A 17,275-nucleotide genomic window follows, 5' to 3' on the forward strand; every position below is an offset into this window, starting at 1 on the left:
CATGACCATTCTCGCCAAATACACCCAACTGCGTGAATCGTATCACAAAATGGCCGCCATCGGCCGGGATCCCTTCTCGGTTCAGTTTGATGGTATCCTGTCCCCGACGGAGGGGATGCTGAACGGTCGTCGCACCATTCTGCTGGGCACCAATAATTACCTGGGCCTGACCTTCGACCAGAGCTGTATCGACAAGGGTGTCGAAGCGCTGGTGGAACAGGGCACAGGCACCACGGGTTCCCGCATCGCCAACGGTTCCTATACCGGCCATGGCGATCTGGAAAAGGCCCTGGCTGATTTCTATGGCCGCCAGCATTGCATGGTGTTCACCACCGGCTATCAGGCCAATCTGGGCATCATCTCCACCCTGGTGGGCAAGGATGATATCCTGGTGATTGATGGCGACAGCCATGCCAGCATCTATGATGCCGCCAAGATGACGACGGGTCAGGTTGTGCGCTTCCGCCACAACGATCCGGATGACCTCTATAAGCGCCTGCGCCGCCTGTCCGACCATCCTGGCAACAAGCTGGTGGTGGTGGAAGGCATCTATTCCATGCTGGGCGACACCGCGCCATTGAAGGAATTCGCCCAGGTGAAGCGGGAAAGCGGCGCTTTCCTGCTGGTGGACGAGGCCCATTCCATGGGCGTGCTGGGCGAAACCGGGCGCGGTCTGGCGGAGGAAGTGGGTGTTGAGGCGGACGTTGATTTCATCGTCGGCACCTTCTCCAAGAGCCTGGGCGCGGTCGGCGGCTTCTGCGTTTCCGACCTGCCGGACTTTGACATTCTGCGGGTGGCCTGCCGCCCCTATATGTTCACCGCCTCGCTGCCGCCCTCGGTCATCGCCACCTCGTTGCAGGCCCTGAAGCGCCTGCGGGAGGAGCCGGGCCTGCGCCTGCGGCTGAATTCCAATTCCCGCCGGCTGTATGAGGGGCTGCGCAATCTGGGCTTCCAGGTTGGCCCGGTGGCTAACCCCATCGTCGCCGTGGCCCTGCCGACCAAGGAATTGGCCATCGCCTTCTGGAATGGTCTGCTGGAAGCGGGGCTGTATCTCAATCTGGCGCTGCCGCCGGCAACACCGAACAGTCTGGCCCTGCTGCGCACCAGCGTCAGCGCCGCCCATACGCCGCAGCAGATTGATACGGCGATTGAGCTGTTTGCCCAGGTCGGCCGCCGTCTCGGCGTGCTGCCCGGTCTGGTGCAGGCGGCTGAGTAAAGACAGGCTTTCGGGTTTGTAATGTGAAAGGGGCGGTGCCGATGGTGCCGCCCTTTTTTATTCGTCTGTCTTTCGCCAGATACCGGCCAGCCAGCCTTGCTGCCGACGCGGCGCGCCCAATGGCCGACGCCATTCTTCCACCAGCACGAATCCGGCCTCCCGCATCAGCCGGTGCAGGGTCTGCGGGCGGCGCAGGGCGATATGGCGGCCGTCGGGCATGGTGCCTTCCAGCCCGTCGCCGGTGGCATCGCAGAAATAGAACAACCCGTCCGGTCCCAGCCAATCCCGTGCCCGCCACAACAGAAAGGGCAGGGCGGGGCTGGGGATGTGGAACAGCACATGATGGGCATAAAGCGCCTGGAACTGCCGCCCCTGCCAGGGCGGGTTGCGGGGGGACAGCAGATCGAAATGATGGATGGGCCGGCCGCTGCGGCGGGCGGCGATGGCGGCCAGGGCGGCTGCCCCCTCCACCCCTTCCGCCACAGCACCGGCCTGTTGCAGGGCCAACAGGTCGCGGCCATTGCCGCAGCCCAGTTCCAGCACTGCCGGTGCCGGCATGGAAAGGGCCGCCAGCAGCCGGCTGATGGCGTCGCTGGTATCATGATCGGCGAAGCTGGCATCGTACCGCGCCGCATGGTCTTCATAATGGGCCAGCGTCGGGTTGCCCGGCATCAGCGGATGGCCCCCAGGCGCCGCAACCGATAGAGGATCAGTGGGGCGGACAGAATCGGGTGGCGCCGCTGCCATGGCGTCAGCTCCAGCCGCACGCCGGAATGGCGATGGATTTTCCAGATAATGTAATCGACCCCGCCCTTGAAGGTGAAGGCTGCCTTCACCAGCCGGGCGATGTTCAGCAGCTTGCCGGCAAAGCGCCGCCGGTTCCAGGCGGTGCGGCCCTTCTGGCGCTCCTTTGCGCTAAAGGCGGGGGTGATCGCCTCGCCCACCAGCTGAAACCCGATGCCGCCGAGGGTCAATGCCGGGGACAGCAGGGCAGCATAGCGGGCTTCGGCATGTTCCACCAGGCTGACGCCGCGTTCGCCCTTTTCCACCCGCAATTCAGCGGCATAGGTGGCGCGGAACAGGGCTTCCCAGAACTGGCGCGGGGTGCCGCTTTCCGGCCCCAGCCGCACGGCCCAGCTTGCGGCGGTGGCCACGGCACCGGCCAGGGCCGACAGGGTGGCCTGACGGGCGGCGGCATCACGCGCATGGGCCAGAATCACCGGTTGGGCAAAACGGGCCCAGATGGTGGTGTCCAGGCTGGCGGGCCGGGTAGCGCTGGCGAACTGGTCGGCGCGCAGCACGGCCACCTTGGCCCGCAGCACATGGCCCTGCCACGGCACCTCCCAGAATTCCACCGTCGGCGGCAGCAGGCGGGTGGCCAGGGCCAGCGGACGGGAACGGTGCCAGCCGGTCAGGCTGTCCACCAGCACATAGAAATCCAGCACCCCGTCGACATCGCCGCTGCGCAGGTTGGAACCATAGAACAGGATGGCGGCGACAGTGCCGCCGCCATGGGCCATCAGGGCCGCCACCACGGCCTGCGCCGGGGCGGGCGGCGGGCCTTCACTTTCCTGTCCGATCAGGTTCAGCAGCCTGTCCGTCATGACGGGATCACGAAATCCACCACCTCTTCCGCCGACAGCCGGATACGGCCGGCCGGATAGGTCTCCCCATCCATGATGAAGGGGCGGGGCAGGGCAAGGTCAAGCACCTGCGCACCACCGCTGCGATAGGCACCGCTGTCCAGCATCCAGGGGCGGGGCTTGCCCTTGACCAGGGCCGGCAGGGCGCGCAGCAGGCGGGGCGGGTTGGCCGCGATATCCAGATAGCGCAGCGGTGCCGCCCCATGGTCCCAGAAGGGCCAAAGCCCCAGGATCAGCCGTTCCAGGGTGGTGGCCAGGAACAGGAAGCGGTTGCCATCCTGCGCGCGATGGCCATCGATGGTGATGCCCATCGCTTCCCCGGCCAGCCAGCCATGTTGATCATTGCCGATCAGCGCCCGGCCCAGCACCCCGGCCATGGCGATCGCCACCGCCGGCCCCTGGGTGAAGCCGGCGCGGTGAATGTGCGAATTGGCCAGTTCCGTGCCACGGGTAAAGGCACCCCCGCCCATGAACATGCCGCGCACCGGTTCATGCTCGCCATCCGGCCAGTTGATGGACAGGATGGGTCGGCGGGTGACCTTGTCGCCCAGCCGGTTGGCCTGGGCGGCACCGACCAGCCGTTCCAGTGCCTTCAAGCCATGGCCCGGTGTGCCGACATCAGCGGCAATCAGGTTGGTTTTGCCTGATGCCATGATGGCCAGCCGGGGCGGCCGGTCACCAAAGGCGGCGGGCAGGGCGGTCAGCACGTCGCGCACGGTGCCGTCCCCGCCATCAACGCAGATCGTGTCCACCCCGTCCTGGGCGAAATCGACCAGCGTGTCGTGCAGCTCTGCCGGGGTGGCCGGTTCGGCAAAATAGAAACCCAGCAAGGCTGCGGCCTGGGCGCGGGTGTCGCCGCCGCCCTGCTTGTTGCGCTGGCTTTTCGGATTACGGATCAGACCCAGACGAGACATGACGAGCGCACAAGCCCTTTCCGGTCAGGCAGAAAGCGGGAAACGGCCATCGCCGTTCCGCTGGATCTGGGAAAGGATCGGCGCCCGGCACTTGCCGGGTGTGTGCGTGCGGTCAGCGGTCACGGGAGGGAATACCATGTGATGCGATGCGGATTTTGGCCGTCTTCATACAGGCTGGCGGCGCATTTGCCTATGGGGGCTTTGCCGCAGGGGACGGAACGTCGTAGGGTGCCGCCCATGTCGGCCTTCCGCTTCGCCCATTTTTCCGATCCACACCTGCCGCTGGCGCCTGACCGGCTCAGCGGGCGGGGCTTTTTCACCAAGCAACTGCTGAGCTATCTCTCCTGGCAGCGCAAGAAACGCCATGTGCATCAGCCGGCGGTGCTGGATTGTCTGCTGGCGGACATCCAGGCGGCGGCCCCCGACCATATCGCCTGCACCGGCGACATCGCCAATATCTCCTGGCCGGGGGAATTCCAGCGCGGGCGGGACTGGCTGGCCCGCGTCGGCCCGCCGCAGCAGGTCAGCTATATTCCCGGCAATCATGATGCGATGGTGTCCGTGCCCTTTGCCCAGGGGCTGGGCCTGTGGCGCGATTATATGCAGGGCGACCGGCCACCCGCCCCGGATGCGCCCCTGCCGGACGGGCTGTTCCCCGCCCTGCGCCGGCGCGGGCTGCTGGCCTTCATCGGGCTGAATTCCGGGGTGCCGACGGCCCCCTTGCTGGCCACGGGCCGGCTGGGGCCGGCGCAACGGGAGGCATTGGGCGACATGCTGGCCGATCTGGGGCGGGAGCGGCTGTTCCGGGTGGTGATGGTGCATCACCCGGTGGCCGCCGGCGTGGTGCGCCGGCGCAAGGGGTTGCGCGATGCGGCGGCCTTGCGCCACCTGCTGGCCCGCACGGGGGCGGAAATGCTGCTGCATGGCCATGCCCACCGCGCCAGCCTGGCCATGCTGAAAGGGCCGAACGGCCTGATCCCCAGTCTCACCGTGCCGTCTGCCTCGGCCATCCGGCATGGCCGTTATCCCGCCGCGCAATGGAACCTTGTGACGGTGGACACAGACGGCGGCGGCTGGCGGGTGCAGGTGGAGACAAGGGGCTATGACGGCGCCGGCGCCATGCGCCCGGTCGCCGGATATACATTATTGCTGCCCTGGGCGTGACCGGAGGCGGCTGCCGGTTTGCCTCCCCCCGCATTTGGTTCTATGGTGCGCGCTTTGGAAAAGTAAGGCCCGGCCGCGCGACGATGAGCATCATGCACGCCTTCCATGTCCGTTTGGTGAAATGCAATTACCCGTTCCAGGCATTGGAACGGCTGCGGGCTGCTGTTGCCACGCGCTGGGTTGGGGTGGTGTGAGGTGGACAGAAGCGTGACGCGCGGCGAACGGACGGCCATTGTCAGCACCAGGCTGATCGACCGCTATATCCTCAGCCAGACGCTGAAGCCGCTGGCGGCGTCGCTGGTGGTGGTGCTGATCGCCCTGCTGATGGAACGGCTGTTGCGGCTGTTCGATCTGCTGGCCACCCATGGCGGGCCGTTCGATCTGGTCATCCGCATGGCGGCCAACCTGATCCCGCATTATCTGGGGCTGGCGCTGCCGGCGGCCTTTTTCATCTCCATCTTCATCATCGTCGCCCGCATGGGGGAGGATAATGAGCTGGATGCCCTGCAATCCACCGGTCTGTCGGTGCCGCGCATCGCGCGCGCCTTCCTTTGGCTGGGGGCGGCGCTGATGGTGTTCTCCATCCTGCTGTTCGGCTTCCTGCAGCCCTATGGCCGCTATGGCTACAGCACGCTTTATCACATGGTGGTCAATGCCGCTTGGGATGCCACCGTGCCGGAAGCCACCTTTGTGGATGCCGGCGATGGGGTGACGATCAGCGCCGATATCGTCGACAAGACCGGCCGCCAGTTAAAACAGGTTTTCGTCCACCAAAACCGTGAGAATGGCGAGACCTGGGTGACGACGGCCGCCTCTGGCGCCCTGGCGGCGACGGAGGATCGGGAACGGGTGTTGCTGACCCTGAAGGATGGGGTGCAGGTGCGCACCCTGCCCGATGGCCGGCAGCAGGTGCTGGATTTCGGCGTGCTGACGCTGGACCGGCCGTTCCAACTGATTACGGCGCCGTTCCGCGCCCGTGGCGACAGCGAGCGGGAACTGACCTTGCCGGAGCTGTGGACGGAAATGCATGATCCGCACTCCATCCTGCCGCGCAGCAAGATCGAGGCGGAGTTCCATGCCCGCATTGCCCGCGCCCTGTCGCTGCCGCTGTTGCCGCTGCTGGCGGTGCCGATGGGCATGGCGGCCAAGCGGGCCCGGCGCGGGCAGGGGATCGCGCTGGCCACCTTCATCCTGATTCTCTATCACCATTCCATCCAGTTAGGCGAAAGCCTGGCCGATGTCGGCCATGTGCCGGCGGTGCCGGCCATATGGTTGCCCTTTGCGCTGTTCGCCGCCTTATGCGCCTGGCTGTTCCGGCAAGCGCAGATTCATCCCGGCGTCAACCCGTTTGCCGCCCTGTTCGATGGCATCGATACCGTGCTGGGCTGGCTGCGGCGGTTGTTGCCACGCCGGAATGCCGGCAAGGGGGCGGGCAAATGACCAATACGATCACACGCTATCTGACCCGTACCTTCCTGGTCCGCGTGCTGTCGGTGCTGTTCGCATTGTCGGCCCTGCTGCAATTGCTGGATCTGCTGGATGCCGCCAGCAGCGTTTTGCAACGGGGCGGCGGCGCGGGTGATCTGATCCGCTATACGGTGCTGCGGATGCCGATGATCGTGGAACGGGTGGTGCCGTTGGCGGTGCTGATCGGGTCGCTCTCCACGCTGTGGAGCTTTGCCGCCACCAATGAATTCGTCGCCATGCGGTCGGTGGGCATGACGCCCTATCAGATCATGGGGGCGCTGATGCCGGCAGCCCTGGTGGTGGCGGGCCTGCATTTCCTGCTGACCGACCAGATTGCGCCGCGCTCGGAACGCGCTTTCGTCACTTGGTGGGCCTCCACCCAAGACCCGGAGGGGGATGAGGCGGCAAAGCCGGAACCGATCTGGTTCCGGCTGGGCAATGCCGTGGTGGGGCTGAAGGATATTGGCGATGACGGGCAAAGCCTGAAAGGGCTGGAATATGTGGAGCGTGACAGTCGCGGCAAAGCCATACTGATTCTGCAGGCCAAAAACGGTGTCTGGCAGGATGGCAAATGGCAGCTTTCCGGCGTCTCCCGCACCCGTGTCGGTACGCCGCTGGTGGTGGACCAGCTGCCGGCCCTGGAATGGACGCCGCCGCTGACGCCCGCCAATCTGATCGAGCTGAAGGCCCCGACGCAGAGCATCTCCGTCAACCGGCTGCTGCGCATCCTGCATGGCGCCTGGGCCGGCAGCCAGAGCCAGGCCTATTACGCCACCCGCCTGCACGCGACATATGCCGGGCCGCTGGGTTCCCTGGTGATGCTGCTGTTGGCGGCACCGGTGGCCCATGGCCTGCGCCGGCGCGGCGGGGCGATGGGCAGTCTGGCGTTGGGGGTGGTGATCGGTCTGGCCTTCCTGCTGTCGTCGGGCATTCTCAATTCTATGGGGCAGGCCGGGGCCATGCCGCCCTGGATTGCCGTCTGGTCGCCGGTGCTGCTGTTCACGGCCATTGGCGGGGCCATCATGGTGCATGTGGAAGGGTAGACGCGGCATCTTGCCGGACTTGAAAGCCGGCAAAGGTGGCGCATAGTTTAACGCAACATTGACAAGGGGTTGGGGCCATCGGCAGCCAGCCCGTGCTTTTTTGGAAAGGATGCGAGGCATGTGGGGCGATGCCTGGCGTGGCCGCAGCTACGACCTTGGAAAAATGAATCTGCGCGATCTGGCGATCGCCTATTCGACATACCCAGCCATCCAGGTCTATGCGGCGCTGGCGCTGATCAGTGCTGTGCTGGCGCTGATCTGGTTTGAAAGTGGCTGGCGGCTGGCGGCGACGGTCTTCGTCGCCTCCCTGATCTATCCGATGGCCTGGTACGGCATCCATCGCTACATCCTGCATGGGCGCTGGCTGTACCGGATGAAATGGTCCGCCCCGCTGTGGAAGCGTATCCATTTCGACCATCACCAGGATCCGCATAAGCTGGAAGTGCTGTTCGGCAGCCTGGTCAATACCCTGCCGACCATCGCCCTGGTGACGGTGCCGTTCGGCTGGGCCATTGATGGCAAGGCGGGTGCGGCGGCGGCCCTGGCGACCGGGCTGGTCACCACCTGCATTTACGAATTCTTCCACTGCATCCAGCACCTCAACTACAAGCCCCGCTGGGCCTGGGTGGTGCGGATCAAGCAATTGCACCTCTATCACCATTTCCATAACGAGGATGGCAATTACGGCATCATCGCCTATGGCCCGGACATGCTGTTCCGCAGCTTTTATGCCCATGCCAAGGAAAAGCCGCGCAGCCCCACGGTGTTCAACCTGGGCTATGATCTGGAAGAGGCGGCGCGGTACCCGTGGGTGATGGAAGCAACCGGCGCCCCCCCGCGTGACCGGCCGCCGCGTCCGCCGGCCGGCAGTGACAGCAACACCGCAAAGGCCGCATCTTGAACGCCCCCGCCTTCCGCATCCAGCCGGTGACCGACGCCGCCGGCATGGATCAGTTCATCCGGCTGCCCTATCGGTTGCATCAGGGTGATCCCAACTGGATTCCCCCGCTGCTGCTGGAGCGGAAGGAGTCGCTGTCGCCCAAGCTGAACCCCTTCTTCGACCACGCCGATGTGCGCTTCTTCCTGGCATGGCAGGGCGATCGGCCGGTGGGCCGCATCTCCGCCCAGGTGGATCGTTCGGCCCTGGAACTGCATCGCAACGGCACCGGTAATTTCGGCCTGCTGGCGGCGGAGAATGATCCGGCCCTGGTGCGCGCCCTGCTGAATGCGGCGGAGGAATGGTTGAAGGGCCACGGGATCACCCGTGTCGTCGGCCCCTTCAACCTGTCCGTCAATGAAGAAACCGGGATGCTGGTTGCCGGGCATGACACGCCGCCCATGTTGATGATGGGCCATGACCGGGACTATCTGCCGGGGCTGGTGGAGCAGGCGGGCTATGGCAAGGCGAAGGATGTCTTCGCCTATCTCTATGATATCCAGCATGACATGCCGCGTTCGGTGCGCGCGCTGATCGACCGGCCACTGCCGGCCGGGTTGAGCGTGCGCATGTTGGACATGAAGCGCTATGATGCCGACCTGCGCGCCATTACCAGTGTGTTCAACGGTGCCTGGGCCGGCAATTGGGGCTTTGTGCCGCTGAACGAGGCGGAAATCGCCCATATGGCGAAATCGCTGAAGCCGATCATCAACCCGCGTCTGGTCTGGATTGCCGAGCTGAACGGGGAGCCGGTGGCCTTCGGCGTCTGCCTGCCCAACCTGAATGAGGCGATTGTCGATTTGGGTGGCAAGCTGTTGCCGTTCGGCTGGGCCAAACTGCTCTGGCGCCTGAAAGTAAAGGGTGTGAAGACGGCGCGCGTGCCCCTGATGGGGGTGAAGCGTGGCCTTGCCACCGGGCTGGCGCCGGTGCTGCCCTTCCTGATCATTGACGGGATGCGGCGGGAGGCGTTGAAGCTGGGCTATCGCCAGATCGAGCTGTCCTGGATTCTGGAAGATAACATGCCGATGCGCCGCATCATCGAGGCGCTGGGCACCAGCCGTTACAAAACCTACCGGCTGTTCGGCAAGGATTTGTGATGGGTGATTTTTCCGGTGTGACGACCCTGGTGCTGGCCGGCTCCCGCGGGCCGGAAGACCCGGTGGCCAAGCTGGGCGGGGTCAGCCACAAGGCGTTCGTGCCGGTGGCCGGCGTGCCCATGCTGCTGCGGGTGGTGCGGGCGCTGCTGGCCAGCCCCAGCATCGGCACCATCCATGTCGCCATCGAACGGCCCGATCTGGTGCAGGCCGATGCGGAACTGGCGCCGCTGCTGGCCAGCGGCCGCCTGCGCCTGTTGCCGGCAGAGGGCAGCCCCAGCCGCAGCGTTGCCGCCGCCCTGGATGCGCTGGGCACGCCGCTGTTCGTCACCACGGCAGACCATGCGCTGCTGCGCCCGGAATGGGTGGAGCATTTCCTGACACATCTGCCGGCCGGCAGCGATGTCTGTGCCGCCCTGGCCCGCGATCAGGCGGTGATGGCGGCGGTGCCGGATACGCAGCGGACATATCTGCGCTTTGCCGATGGGGCCTTTTCCGGCTGCAACATGTTTGCCTTCCGCACGCCCCAGGCCGCTGGCATCGCCCGGCTGTGGCGGCAGGTGGAGGCGCAGCGGAAGAACCCGCTGCGCATGATCCGCCTGCTGGGCCCCTGGTCCATCCTGCGCTTCCTGCTGGGCCGCCTGACCATCACGGCAGCCCTGGCCCGGCTGGGGAAGCTGGCGGGGGCCAGGGCGGCCATTGTGGAGATGCCCTTCGGCATGGCCGCCGTGGATGTGGACAAGGCGGCCGATCTGGAACTGGCGGAACGGCTGCTGACGCATGGGTGAACGGGGGGGCGCAGACGCCCCCTATTCCATCAGCCGCGATTCGATATCCCGCGCCGTCCATTCATCCAGACCCAACCGGGCCGCCAGCATGGCCAGAAAGGCGCGTTCGGCCGGGGTATCGACATCAATGGCCAGGAAGGCGGCACCATAGACCTCTGCCGCTGTCACCGGGTCGCGCACGCGGGCGATCAACGCATCCAGATCCACCGGTTGACGCATCAGCCGGTCCAGATGGGCCCAATCCTGACGGTCGGCCCCCGATTCGATGAGATAGTTTTCTAACCGCGCCCGTTCTTCGGCATCCAGCACACCGTCGGCCTTGGCGGCTGCCACCATGGCGGTCAGCAACAGATCGGCATCGGGCGTCGTGGGCGTGTGGCCCTGCCAGGGCCGTTGAAAGGGGGGCTGATTACCGCTGCCATAGGAGGGGTGCGGTGGTGGCGGGGCATAGCCCTTGTAGCCGCTCTGGTTCTGGCTCTGTCGTTGGCGATATTGTTCATAGGCGGCCATGCCGATGCTGGCCAGCAATGCCAGCCCTCCCTTGGAGCCAAGCGCCTTGCCGGCAATACCGCCCAACCCGCTGCCGCCATAGCCATGTTTGTATTTTTTCTTCTTCCCGCCCAGCACATGGCGGGACAGTCCCGATTGCAGCAGCGAACCCAACAATTTTTCCAGGCTCATCTTTGTGATCCTTCCCGTTCCCGCCCATGATCGCGGCGGAACTGCCAATGCCAGGCATAGATGGGAAGGGCAGGGGGTTTTGTCGCCCCCACCAAAGGCTTGATCCGCCTGTCAGGCGGAAGAGGTAGGTAAAAGAAAACGGCGTCCGGGTTGCCCCCGAACGCCGTTTTCACGCTTTCAGACAGTGCTGCCGCGATCAATCCCGGATCGGGCCGGCGTCATCCTCATCGCCGCTTTCATAATCCGGCACATGCACGTCGGCCTGGCTCAGCTCCGGACGGCCACGGCGGGCCCGTTCCAGGGCTGCATCCAGTTCGCGCTGGGTGCACAGACCCAGCAGCACCGGGTTGCGTGCCTTGATGTTGGCGGCGTTCCAGTGCGTCTTGTCACGCACGGCGGCAATGGTCGGCTTGGTGGTGCCGATCAGCTTGCAGAGCTGGGCATCCGACAGTTCCGGATGGGCCTTCAGCAGATGGGCCACCGCATCCGGCTTGTCACCGCGCTTGGTCACCGGCGTATAGCGCGGACCCTTGGAACGGGCCACCGGCTGCGGCAGATCCTGATGGCGCATCCGCAGCTTCAGATCCTGGTTCTTTTCCGCGCGGGCGATTTCTTCCGCCGTCAACTCACCGCCGGCCACCGGGTCGCGGCCGACCATGCCAACCGCCACCTCGCCATCGGCGATGGCCTGCACCTCCAGCTCATGCATCCCGCAGAATTCCGCGATCTGCTCGAAGCTGAGACCGGTGTTCTCGACCAACCAGATGGCGGTGGCCTTCGGCATCAGGGGCAGTGCCATGCTTCCTCCTAAAACGCGACGCCGGGGGTGCCCCGGCACTCTTAAAAACCTGCGCAAACGCAAAAGCCGCCCGTCGTGCGCGGGAGGGGCCCCGCGCAGCCAACCGGACGGACAAGACAGCGTGCAAATCACCTATAGCGTCACGCCGCCCGACAAGCCACGGGATTTTTAGCCCCCGGTCAGGGGATCAGCACTATTTTCCCGATATGGCTGGATGCTTCCATCAGCCGATGGGCACTGGCGGCCTGTTCCAGCGGGAAGCGGGCATGGATGACCGGGCGCACCCGGCCCGCCGCTACCAGCGGCCAGACATGGCGCTGCACCGCCGCCGCCAGGGCGGCTTTCTGCGCCACCGGCCGGGCACGCAGGGTGGAACCGGTCAGGGTCAGGCGCTTCAGCATCACCGGGGTCAGGTTGATTTCCGCCTTCGGTCCGCGCAGGAAGGCGATGGTGACATGGCGACCGTCCGGCGCCAGGCAATCAATATTGCGGGGCAGGTAATCACCACCCACCATATCCAGCACCACATCCACGCCGCGCTTGCCCGTCAGTTCCTTGATGACGGCGACGAAATCCTCTCCCCGGTAATCGATGCCGCGATCAGCGCCCAGGGTTTCGCAGGCCCGCGCCTTCTCCGGGCCGCCGGCGGTGGCATAGACGGTGCTGCCCAGCGCCTTGGCCAGTTGGATGGCGATGCTGCCAATGCCGGACGTGCCGCCATGCACCAGCAGGCTTTCCCCCGCCTGCAGCCCGCCGCGCTCAAACACGTTCGACCAGACGGTGAAAATGGTTTCCGGCAGGGCGGCCGCTTCCTCCAGGTTCAACCCATCGGGGATGGGCAGGCATTGCACGGCGGGGGCGGTGGCATAGTCGGCATAGCCACCGCCGGCCAGCAGGGCGCAAACCTTGTCGCCGACCTGCCAGTTCTCCACCCCTTCACCCAGGGCGGCGATGGTGCCGGCCACTTCCAAGCCTGGAATATCGCTGGCACCGGGCGGGGGCGGATAATGGCCCTGGCGCTGGATCACATCCGGCCGGTTCACCCCCGCCGCCTGGACATGGATCAGCACCTCCCCCGCCGCCGGGGTCGGCACCGGACGTTGGGATATGACCAGAACCTCGGGGCCGCCGGGCTGCTGGATTTCCACCACGCGCATGGTCTGGGCTGTCGGCATCTTTTCTCTCCTACCGGGCGGTTGCGCTGTTGCTGTGGCATAGCGCAGAATAAGCACGCGTGCTGTGCGTCATGTCGCAGCAAACGGGCGGAGAAGGGGAAAGGGCCATGGGTTTTGATCTGGATGAGCTGTTGCCCACCAAAATCCCGAAGAAGCCGGTGGATTTGAACGGCCTGTCGATCAGCGACCTGCAGGATTACATTGCAGCGCTGGAGTCGGAAATCACCCGTGCCCGCGACATGATCCAGAGTAAACAGGCCTCTGTCGCCGCCGCCCAGGCCTTCTTTAAGAAATAGACGGGCGGCGGCAGGCTTCCAGCACATAGACGCGGATGGCGCTGGACAGGTTGCCGGTGCGCGATGCGTCAATGCGCTCCACCAGCGCATTGACGGCGATATTCTCCGCCGCCGCCAGTTCCTTCAGCACATCCCAGAAGGGTTCTTCCAGCGTCACGCTGGTGGGGTGGCCGGCGATCATCAGGGAACGTTTTTTCACCTCGGTCATTGCCGCCCCCTGGTGTCAGGTCAAATGCGTGCGTTCCAGATAATCCCGCGCCTGCATTTCCATCATGCGGCTGACGGTGCGCTGGAATTCGAACGCATGGGTGCCCTCGGCATAGATGCGTTCCGGCGCCACCTCGGCGGCGATGACGGCATTCACCTTATGCTCATACAGCGCATCGATCAGGGTCATGAAGCGCTTGGCCTCATTGCGCTGGGCGTCCGACAATTTCGGCACATAATCGATCAGCACCGTATGGAAATGCGTGGCGATGGCCAGATAATCGCCCGCCCCCAGCGGCTTGGCGCAGAGATCATCAAAGCTGAACCAGGCCACCCCACGCGCAGCGCGCGGCACCGCCACCTTGCGGCCCTGCACCGTCAGTTCCACCGGTTCCGGGGCCTGCCCGTCGGTCAGATCATCGAAGGTGCGCTGCATGGCGGCACTGGTGGCGGGGCCCAGCGGGTAATGATAGACCTTGGCGCCCATCAGCCGGGCCAGCCGGTAATCCCGCTCCGACGCCAGATGCAGCACATCCAGCTTTTCCTTCAACAGGGCGATGAAGGGCAGGAAAAGCTGACGGTTCAGCCCGTCCTTGTACAGGTCTTCGGGGGCCCAGTTGCTGGTGGCCACCATCACGATGCCCTGATCGAACAGGGCGGTGAACAGCCGGCCCAGGATCATGGCATTGGTCACATCGGTGACGTGGAATTCATCAAAGCAGAGCAGCCAGCCCTTGGCGGCGATCTGTTTGGACAGTTCCACCACCTCATCCCCACCCTTGCGGGCGACAGAGCCTTCCCGGCGGATGGCGTGCAGCCGTTCATGCACTTCCAGCATGAAGGCATGGAAATGCACCCGCACCTTCTGTTCCACCGGCACGGTTTCATAGAACAGATCCATCAGCATGGATTTGCCGCGCCCGACATCGCCATAGATGAACAGGCCCTGCGGGGCGGGATCGGGCCGGCGGGTCAGGCCGAAACGGGCGCGCCAGCCGGTCTGGCCGCTGGCGGGCCGGTAATCCTTCAGCGCGTGCCACAGGCTTTGCAGCTTCTCCGCCGCCAATTCCTGGGCGGGATCGGCCTTCAGGGTGCCGGTGCCCCGGCGGGCGCGGTAGACGGAAAGGGGGCCTTCGGTCATCGGCTTCTGCTGCTCTGCGGCGTAACGGGCTGGCGATACCTAACGGGTCGCCCCCCTTGCCCGCAAGCCCCCTGGGCCTGGACCCTGCCTTGCCCCGGCGGGGGAGGCAGGGTCTCCGGCGGGCGTCAGGGCTGGGGGGCGGCCGCCATCAGCGGGGCCCAGTCGCCCAGCCCGTACCGGGCCAGCAGTTTGCTTAACGCCCCACTGCGGCGCAGGCTGCGCACCCCCTCATCCAGCTTGCGCGCCTGTTCCGTTGCCGCCGGGTTGCCAGGGGCAAAGGCGATATAGAGCGGGGTGGCATGGTCGATCGGCTGGATTTCCACCAAGCCATCCATGCCCTGGGCGGCCAGCGAATATTCCGCCACATTCATATCTTCAATCACCGCATCCACGCGCTTGGCCAGCAATTTGCGCAGGTTCTGCACGGTGACGTCATCACCGGAGAGCAGCTCCACCTTGTCGCGGTTGGCGGCGATATAGGCATCCACCTCCTCGCCATAGGAATAATCCTGCACGGCGGCCAATTTCAGGGCGGCCAGGCTTTCCTGTCCCTGATAGCGGAAATTGCTGCCGCGCCGGGTGATGATGACATTGACGGACATGCCCATCGGTTCTTTGCCGAAAATGAAGCCCTTGGCTTCCGCCTCGCTGGCACCGGCCACCGCTTCCAACTGGCCTTCGCGGGCGGCTTCCACCGCCCGGCTCCACGGCATCAGCTGGTAATCCAGCTTCTCCTTGCCGAAGACCGTCTGGGCAATTTCCACCATATAGCCTGGCTTCTCATCCCCCGGTGTGCAATTATAGGGGCACCAATTATCGGCGCGCAGACGAATAGTGCTATCGGCGGCAGCCGGGACTGTGCCGGCTGCGATCATGACCAAGCCGATCAGAAGGTTTTTCATGGTTTGCCCCCCAGCCAATTCCACCATTGATCGTGCCAGGATTTTATTTCGATTTTGCGGCTGGTTTTGCGACAAGCCCGTGTGAAGCCGGCCTGTTATTCCGATTGCAACTTGGTTCCGGCTGGGTAATCGTGGCGTCATGGTCCCGCCCCTCAGGCACGTCTTCCACCGCCCCCACATCATATGACCGACAAACCGGACAGGCCCGCCCGCCCCGGCGCCATGGTGGCTTATGAGGAGGCCAAGGCGCTGGCTGTCAGCCCTGACCCGCGGGTGCGCGCCGATCTGGCGGCGCGGCCTGATCTGGCACCGGAACTGCTGTTCTATATGGCCGATGATGATGATCCGGCGGTGCGCCGGGCCGTGGCCATGCATGAATCCACGCCTTTGCAGGCGGCCCCCCGGCTGGCGCGCGACCGGGATGTGGATGTGCGCGTCATGCTGGCCCGCCGGCTGGCCCGCGCCCTGCCACACCTGTCGGCGGCGGAAAGTGCGGCCCTGCGCGATGTTGCCCTGCACGCGCTGACCATGCTGGCGGCCGATCAGGTGGTGCGGGTGCGCGCCGCCGTGGCCGGTGCCCTGCGCGATGTCGCCGTCGCCCCGCCGGCCCTGATCGCCACCCTGGCGCGCGATGTGGCGCGGGAGGTGGCGGAACCCATCCTGCGATCCTGCATCAACCTGCCGGATCAGGAACTGATCGCCATTGTTGCCGCCCAGCCGATCCCCTGGGTGCTGGAAGCGATTGCCCGGCGTGAGAAACTGTCCCCCCCGGTGGCCGATGCGGTGGCGGCCCAGGGCGACCGGGTGGCCACGGCCACGCTGCTGGCCAATCCGGGGGCCAGCCTGTCGGACCAGGGGATGGATGGGCTGGTGGAAGGCCGGCTGGCGGCAACCCAAAATCCGGCCACCATCGTAAAGCCGCTGCTGCCGCCCGGCCTGCTGGGCCGGCTGTCCCGCATCATTGATGACAGTGTGCGCGGCGAACTGGTGGCGCATGGTTTTGACCGGGAGGACCGACAGGAAATCGTCGCCGTCACCCAGCGCCGGCTGGAATGGGCGCGCGATTATGTGAAACGGGAACCGGCCGAGGCCAAGGCCCTGCGCCTGAAGGCGGAAGGCCGTTTGTCGGAAGAGGTGGTGTGGGATGCGCTGTCCTGGGGCGACAAGGGTTTCGTGCGCGCGGCGCTGGCGCTGCGCGCCGATCTGGCGCCCGATCTGGTGCAGCGCATCATTGATACGCAGAGCGCGCGCGCCATCACGGCGCTGGCCTGGCGGGCCGGGCTTTCCATGCGTTGCGCCCGTCTGCTGCAACTGAAATCCGGCCTGCCGCCCACGAAATTGCTGAACGCCCGTAACGGTGTGGACTACCCGATGACAGAGGAACAGATGCGCTGGCAACTGGGCCTGTTCGGGGTGGAGTAGGGGGCTGGGACGACATGCCCCGTGTCGCCCTGTCAGGACGGGCGGTCGCTTTGCATTAAGGAGGCCCCAGCTTTTCAGCCGGGGAAAGCTTGCTGAAGGAAGACGAAAATAATCCTGAAGCACGGCTTCAATGAGGCCCCGGCTTTTCAGCCGGGGAAAGCACCTACGCTGACTGGACGGTCACAAAGCTGGGCCTGCTGACGCTTCAATGAGGCCCCGGCTTTTCAGCCGGGGAAAGGCGCGCAAATCCATGCTCGCGATAAGGCTGGTTTATGGGCTTCAATGAGGCCCCGGCTTTTCAGCCGGGGAAAGGCCCCCTGTCGGAAGCCACTGCATGATAAGGCAAATTGCCTGTCATTGCGAGCGGGTCCGGAAAGGAGACGAAA

18 protein-coding genes and 1 CRISPR repeat array are annotated in these 17,275 nt (G+C 65.3%); of the genes, 9 read left to right on the forward strand and 9 right to left on the reverse strand.

Annotation, left to right across the window (positions count from 1 at the left end; all coding sequences use genetic code 11):
• Position 1: 1 nt before the first annotated feature.
• Entirely contained in the window at positions 2-1,216 is a 1,215-nt protein-coding gene (locus CHB97_RS04155) for a pyridoxal phosphate-dependent aminotransferase family protein (RefSeq protein WP_089286629.1), read from the forward strand.
• A 57-nt stretch (positions 1,217-1,273) separates the two neighbouring features.
• On the opposite strand, the gene CHB97_RS04160 is transcribed toward CHB97_RS04155, so the two are convergent.
• From CHB97_RS04160 to CHB97_RS04170, 3 genes are read right to left on the reverse strand one after another with little or no spacing between them, the layout of a single operon-like run.
• On the reverse strand, positions 1,274-1,888 hold the full coding sequence (locus CHB97_RS04160; protein WP_160105539.1) for a class I SAM-dependent methyltransferase: 615 nt from the start codon (positions 1,886-1,888) through the stop codon (positions 1,274-1,276).
• Positions 1,888-2,820, reverse strand: a complete 933-nt coding sequence (locus tag CHB97_RS04165) for a hypothetical protein (protein ID WP_200819791.1) — start codon at positions 2,818-2,820, stop codon at positions 1,888-1,890. The genes CHB97_RS04160 and CHB97_RS04165 overlap by 1 nt, the downstream gene beginning before the upstream one ends.
• Positions 2,817-3,773 carry a diacylglycerol kinase family protein gene (locus CHB97_RS04170; RefSeq protein ID WP_089286631.1) on the reverse strand — a complete coding sequence of 319 codons (957 nt, stop codon included), beginning with the start codon at positions 3,771-3,773 and terminating at the stop codon, positions 2,817-2,819. Before CHB97_RS04170 ends, CHB97_RS04165 begins: the two co-directional genes overlap by 4 nt.
• Positions 3,774-4,010: 237 nt before the next feature.
• On the opposite strand from CHB97_RS04170, the gene CHB97_RS04175 reads away from it, so the two are divergent.
• From CHB97_RS04175 to CHB97_RS04200, 6 genes are all read left to right on the forward strand, one after another.
• Complete coding sequence (locus CHB97_RS04175) at positions 4,011-4,937, forward strand: metallophosphoesterase (RefSeq protein WP_160105541.1); 927 nt, start codon at positions 4,011-4,013, stop codon at positions 4,935-4,937.
• Positions 4,938-5,132: 195 nt separating this feature from the next.
• Positions 5,133-6,377 carry an LptF/LptG family permease gene (locus tag CHB97_RS04180; protein WP_160105543.1) on the forward strand — a complete coding sequence of 415 codons (1,245 nt, stop codon included), beginning with the start codon at positions 5,133-5,135 and terminating at the stop codon, positions 6,375-6,377.
• Positions 6,374-7,447 carry an LPS export ABC transporter permease LptG gene (gene lptG, locus CHB97_RS04185; RefSeq protein ID WP_160105545.1) on the forward strand — a complete coding sequence of 358 codons (1,074 nt, stop codon included), beginning with the start codon at positions 6,374-6,376 and terminating at the stop codon, positions 7,445-7,447. Before CHB97_RS04180 ends, lptG begins: the two co-directional genes overlap by 4 nt.
• Before the next feature lie 118 nt (positions 7,448-7,565).
• Complete coding sequence (locus CHB97_RS04190) at positions 7,566-8,348, forward strand: sterol desaturase family protein (RefSeq protein ID WP_244559376.1); 783 nt, start codon at positions 7,566-7,568, stop codon at positions 8,346-8,348.
• Positions 8,345-9,481 carry a dATP pyrophosphohydrolase gene (locus tag CHB97_RS04195; RefSeq protein ID WP_244559377.1) on the forward strand — a complete coding sequence of 379 codons (1,137 nt, stop codon included), beginning with the start codon at positions 8,345-8,347 and terminating at the stop codon, positions 9,479-9,481. Before CHB97_RS04190 ends, CHB97_RS04195 begins: the two co-directional genes overlap by 4 nt.
• On the forward strand, positions 9,481-10,266 hold the full coding sequence (locus tag CHB97_RS04200) for an NTP transferase domain-containing protein (protein ID WP_089286635.1): 786 nt from the start codon (positions 9,481-9,483) through the stop codon (positions 10,264-10,266). The genes CHB97_RS04195 and CHB97_RS04200 overlap by 1 nt, the downstream gene beginning before the upstream one ends.
• A 21-nt stretch (positions 10,267-10,287) precedes the next feature.
• On the opposite strand, the gene CHB97_RS04205 is transcribed toward CHB97_RS04200, so the two are convergent.
• The 3 genes from CHB97_RS04205 to CHB97_RS04215 all read right to left on the reverse strand — a co-directional run bounded on the left by CHB97_RS04205 (position 10,288) and on the right by CHB97_RS04215 (position 12,921).
• Positions 10,288-10,947, reverse strand: a complete 660-nt coding sequence (locus CHB97_RS04205; RefSeq protein WP_089286636.1) for a tellurite resistance TerB family protein — start codon at positions 10,945-10,947, stop codon at positions 10,288-10,290.
• A 196-nt stretch (positions 10,948-11,143) separates the two neighbouring features.
• Positions 11,144-11,746, reverse strand: a complete 603-nt coding sequence (locus tag CHB97_RS04210; protein WP_089286637.1) for a DUF1013 domain-containing protein — start codon at positions 11,744-11,746, stop codon at positions 11,144-11,146.
• Between the two features lie 179 nt (positions 11,747-11,925).
• Entirely contained in the window at positions 11,926-12,921 is a 996-nt protein-coding gene (locus CHB97_RS04215; RefSeq protein ID WP_089286638.1) for an NAD(P)H-quinone oxidoreductase, read from the reverse strand.
• Between the two features lie 107 nt (positions 12,922-13,028).
• Between CHB97_RS04215 and CHB97_RS04220 the strand changes: the two genes are divergently transcribed.
• Positions 13,029-13,217, forward strand: coding sequence for a DUF1192 domain-containing protein (locus CHB97_RS04220; protein ID WP_089286639.1), 189 nt, complete (start codon positions 13,029-13,031; stop codon positions 13,215-13,217).
• Here the strand turns inward: CHB97_RS04220 and CHB97_RS04225 are convergent.
• The 3 genes from CHB97_RS04225 to CHB97_RS04235 all read right to left on the reverse strand — a co-directional run bounded on the left by CHB97_RS04225 (position 13,207) and on the right by CHB97_RS04235 (position 15,467).
• A complete protein-coding gene (locus CHB97_RS04225; RefSeq protein WP_089286640.1) occupies positions 13,207-13,425 on the reverse strand; it encodes a ribbon-helix-helix domain-containing protein in 219 nt (72 codons plus the stop codon). The two genes, CHB97_RS04220 and CHB97_RS04225, sit on opposite strands and share 11 nt — an antisense overlap.
• Positions 13,426-13,440: 15 nt before the next feature.
• Positions 13,441-14,565, reverse strand: a complete 1,125-nt coding sequence (gene zapE / locus CHB97_RS04230; RefSeq protein ID WP_089286641.1) for a cell division protein ZapE — start codon at positions 14,563-14,565, stop codon at positions 13,441-13,443.
• Between the two features lie 125 nt (positions 14,566-14,690).
• A complete protein-coding gene (locus CHB97_RS04235; protein WP_160105547.1) occupies positions 14,691-15,467 on the reverse strand; it encodes an ABC transporter substrate-binding protein in 777 nt (258 codons plus the stop codon).
• A gap of 183 nt (positions 15,468-15,650) precedes the next feature.
• Between CHB97_RS04235 and CHB97_RS04240 the strand changes: the two genes are divergently transcribed.
• Entirely contained in the window at positions 15,651-16,889 is a 1,239-nt protein-coding gene (locus CHB97_RS04240) for a DUF2336 domain-containing protein (protein ID WP_089286642.1), read from the forward strand.
• A 52-nt stretch (positions 16,890-16,941) separates the two neighbouring features.
• Positions 16,942-17,201: direct repeats of the CRISPR family, unit length 36 nt; unit sequence GCTTCAATGAGGCCCCGGCTTTTCAGCCGGGGAAAG.
• The last annotated feature ends 74 nt before the right edge of the window (positions 17,202-17,275 follow it).

Origin of the sequence: Azospirillum sp. RU38E (assembly GCF_900188385.1) — a bacterium.
Taxonomy (GTDB): domain Bacteria; phylum Pseudomonadota; class Alphaproteobacteria; order Azospirillales; family Azospirillaceae; genus Niveispirillum.

Coding starts and splice junctions, on each gene's coding strand:
- CHB97_RS04155 (WP_089286629.1), top strand. CDS start 2: ATGACCATTCTCGCCAAATACACCCAACTGCGTGAATCGTATCACAAA.
- CHB97_RS04160 (WP_160105539.1), bottom strand. CDS start 1,888: ATGCCGGGCAACCCGACGCTGGCCCATTATGAAGACCATGCGGCGCGG.
- CHB97_RS04165 (WP_200819791.1), bottom strand. CDS start 2,820: ATGACGGACAGGCTGCTGAACCTGATCGGACAGGAAAGTGAAGGCCCG.
- CHB97_RS04170 (WP_089286631.1), bottom strand. CDS start 3,773: ATGTCTCGTCTGGGTCTGATCCGTAATCCGAAAAGCCAGCGCAACAAG.
- CHB97_RS04175 (WP_160105541.1), top strand. CDS start 4,011: ATGTCGGCCTTCCGCTTCGCCCATTTTTCCGATCCACACCTGCCGCTG.
- lptG (WP_160105545.1), top strand. CDS start 6,374: ATGACCAATACGATCACACGCTATCTGACCCGTACCTTCCTGGTCCGC.
- CHB97_RS04190 (WP_244559376.1), top strand. CDS start 7,566: ATGTGGGGCGATGCCTGGCGTGGCCGCAGCTACGACCTTGGAAAAATG.
- CHB97_RS04200 (WP_089286635.1), top strand. CDS start 9,481: ATGGGTGATTTTTCCGGTGTGACGACCCTGGTGCTGGCCGGCTCCCGC.
- CHB97_RS04205 (WP_089286636.1), bottom strand. CDS start 10,947: ATGAGCCTGGAAAAATTGTTGGGTTCGCTGCTGCAATCGGGACTGTCC.
- CHB97_RS04210 (WP_089286637.1), bottom strand. CDS start 11,746: ATGGCACTGCCCCTGATGCCGAAGGCCACCGCCATCTGGTTGGTCGAG.
- CHB97_RS04215 (WP_089286638.1), bottom strand. CDS start 12,921: ATGCCGACAGCCCAGACCATGCGCGTGGTGGAAATCCAGCAGCCCGGC.
- CHB97_RS04220 (WP_089286639.1), top strand. CDS start 13,029: ATGGGTTTTGATCTGGATGAGCTGTTGCCCACCAAAATCCCGAAGAAG.
- CHB97_RS04225 (WP_089286640.1), bottom strand. CDS start 13,425: ATGACCGAGGTGAAAAAACGTTCCCTGATGATCGCCGGCCACCCCACC.
- zapE (WP_089286641.1), bottom strand. CDS start 14,565: ATGACCGAAGGCCCCCTTTCCGTCTACCGCGCCCGCCGGGGCACCGGC.
- CHB97_RS04235 (WP_160105547.1), bottom strand. CDS start 15,467: ATGAAAAACCTTCTGATCGGCTTGGTCATGATCGCAGCCGGCACAGTC.
- CHB97_RS04240 (WP_089286642.1), top strand. CDS start 15,651: ATGACCGACAAACCGGACAGGCCCGCCCGCCCCGGCGCCATGGTGGCT.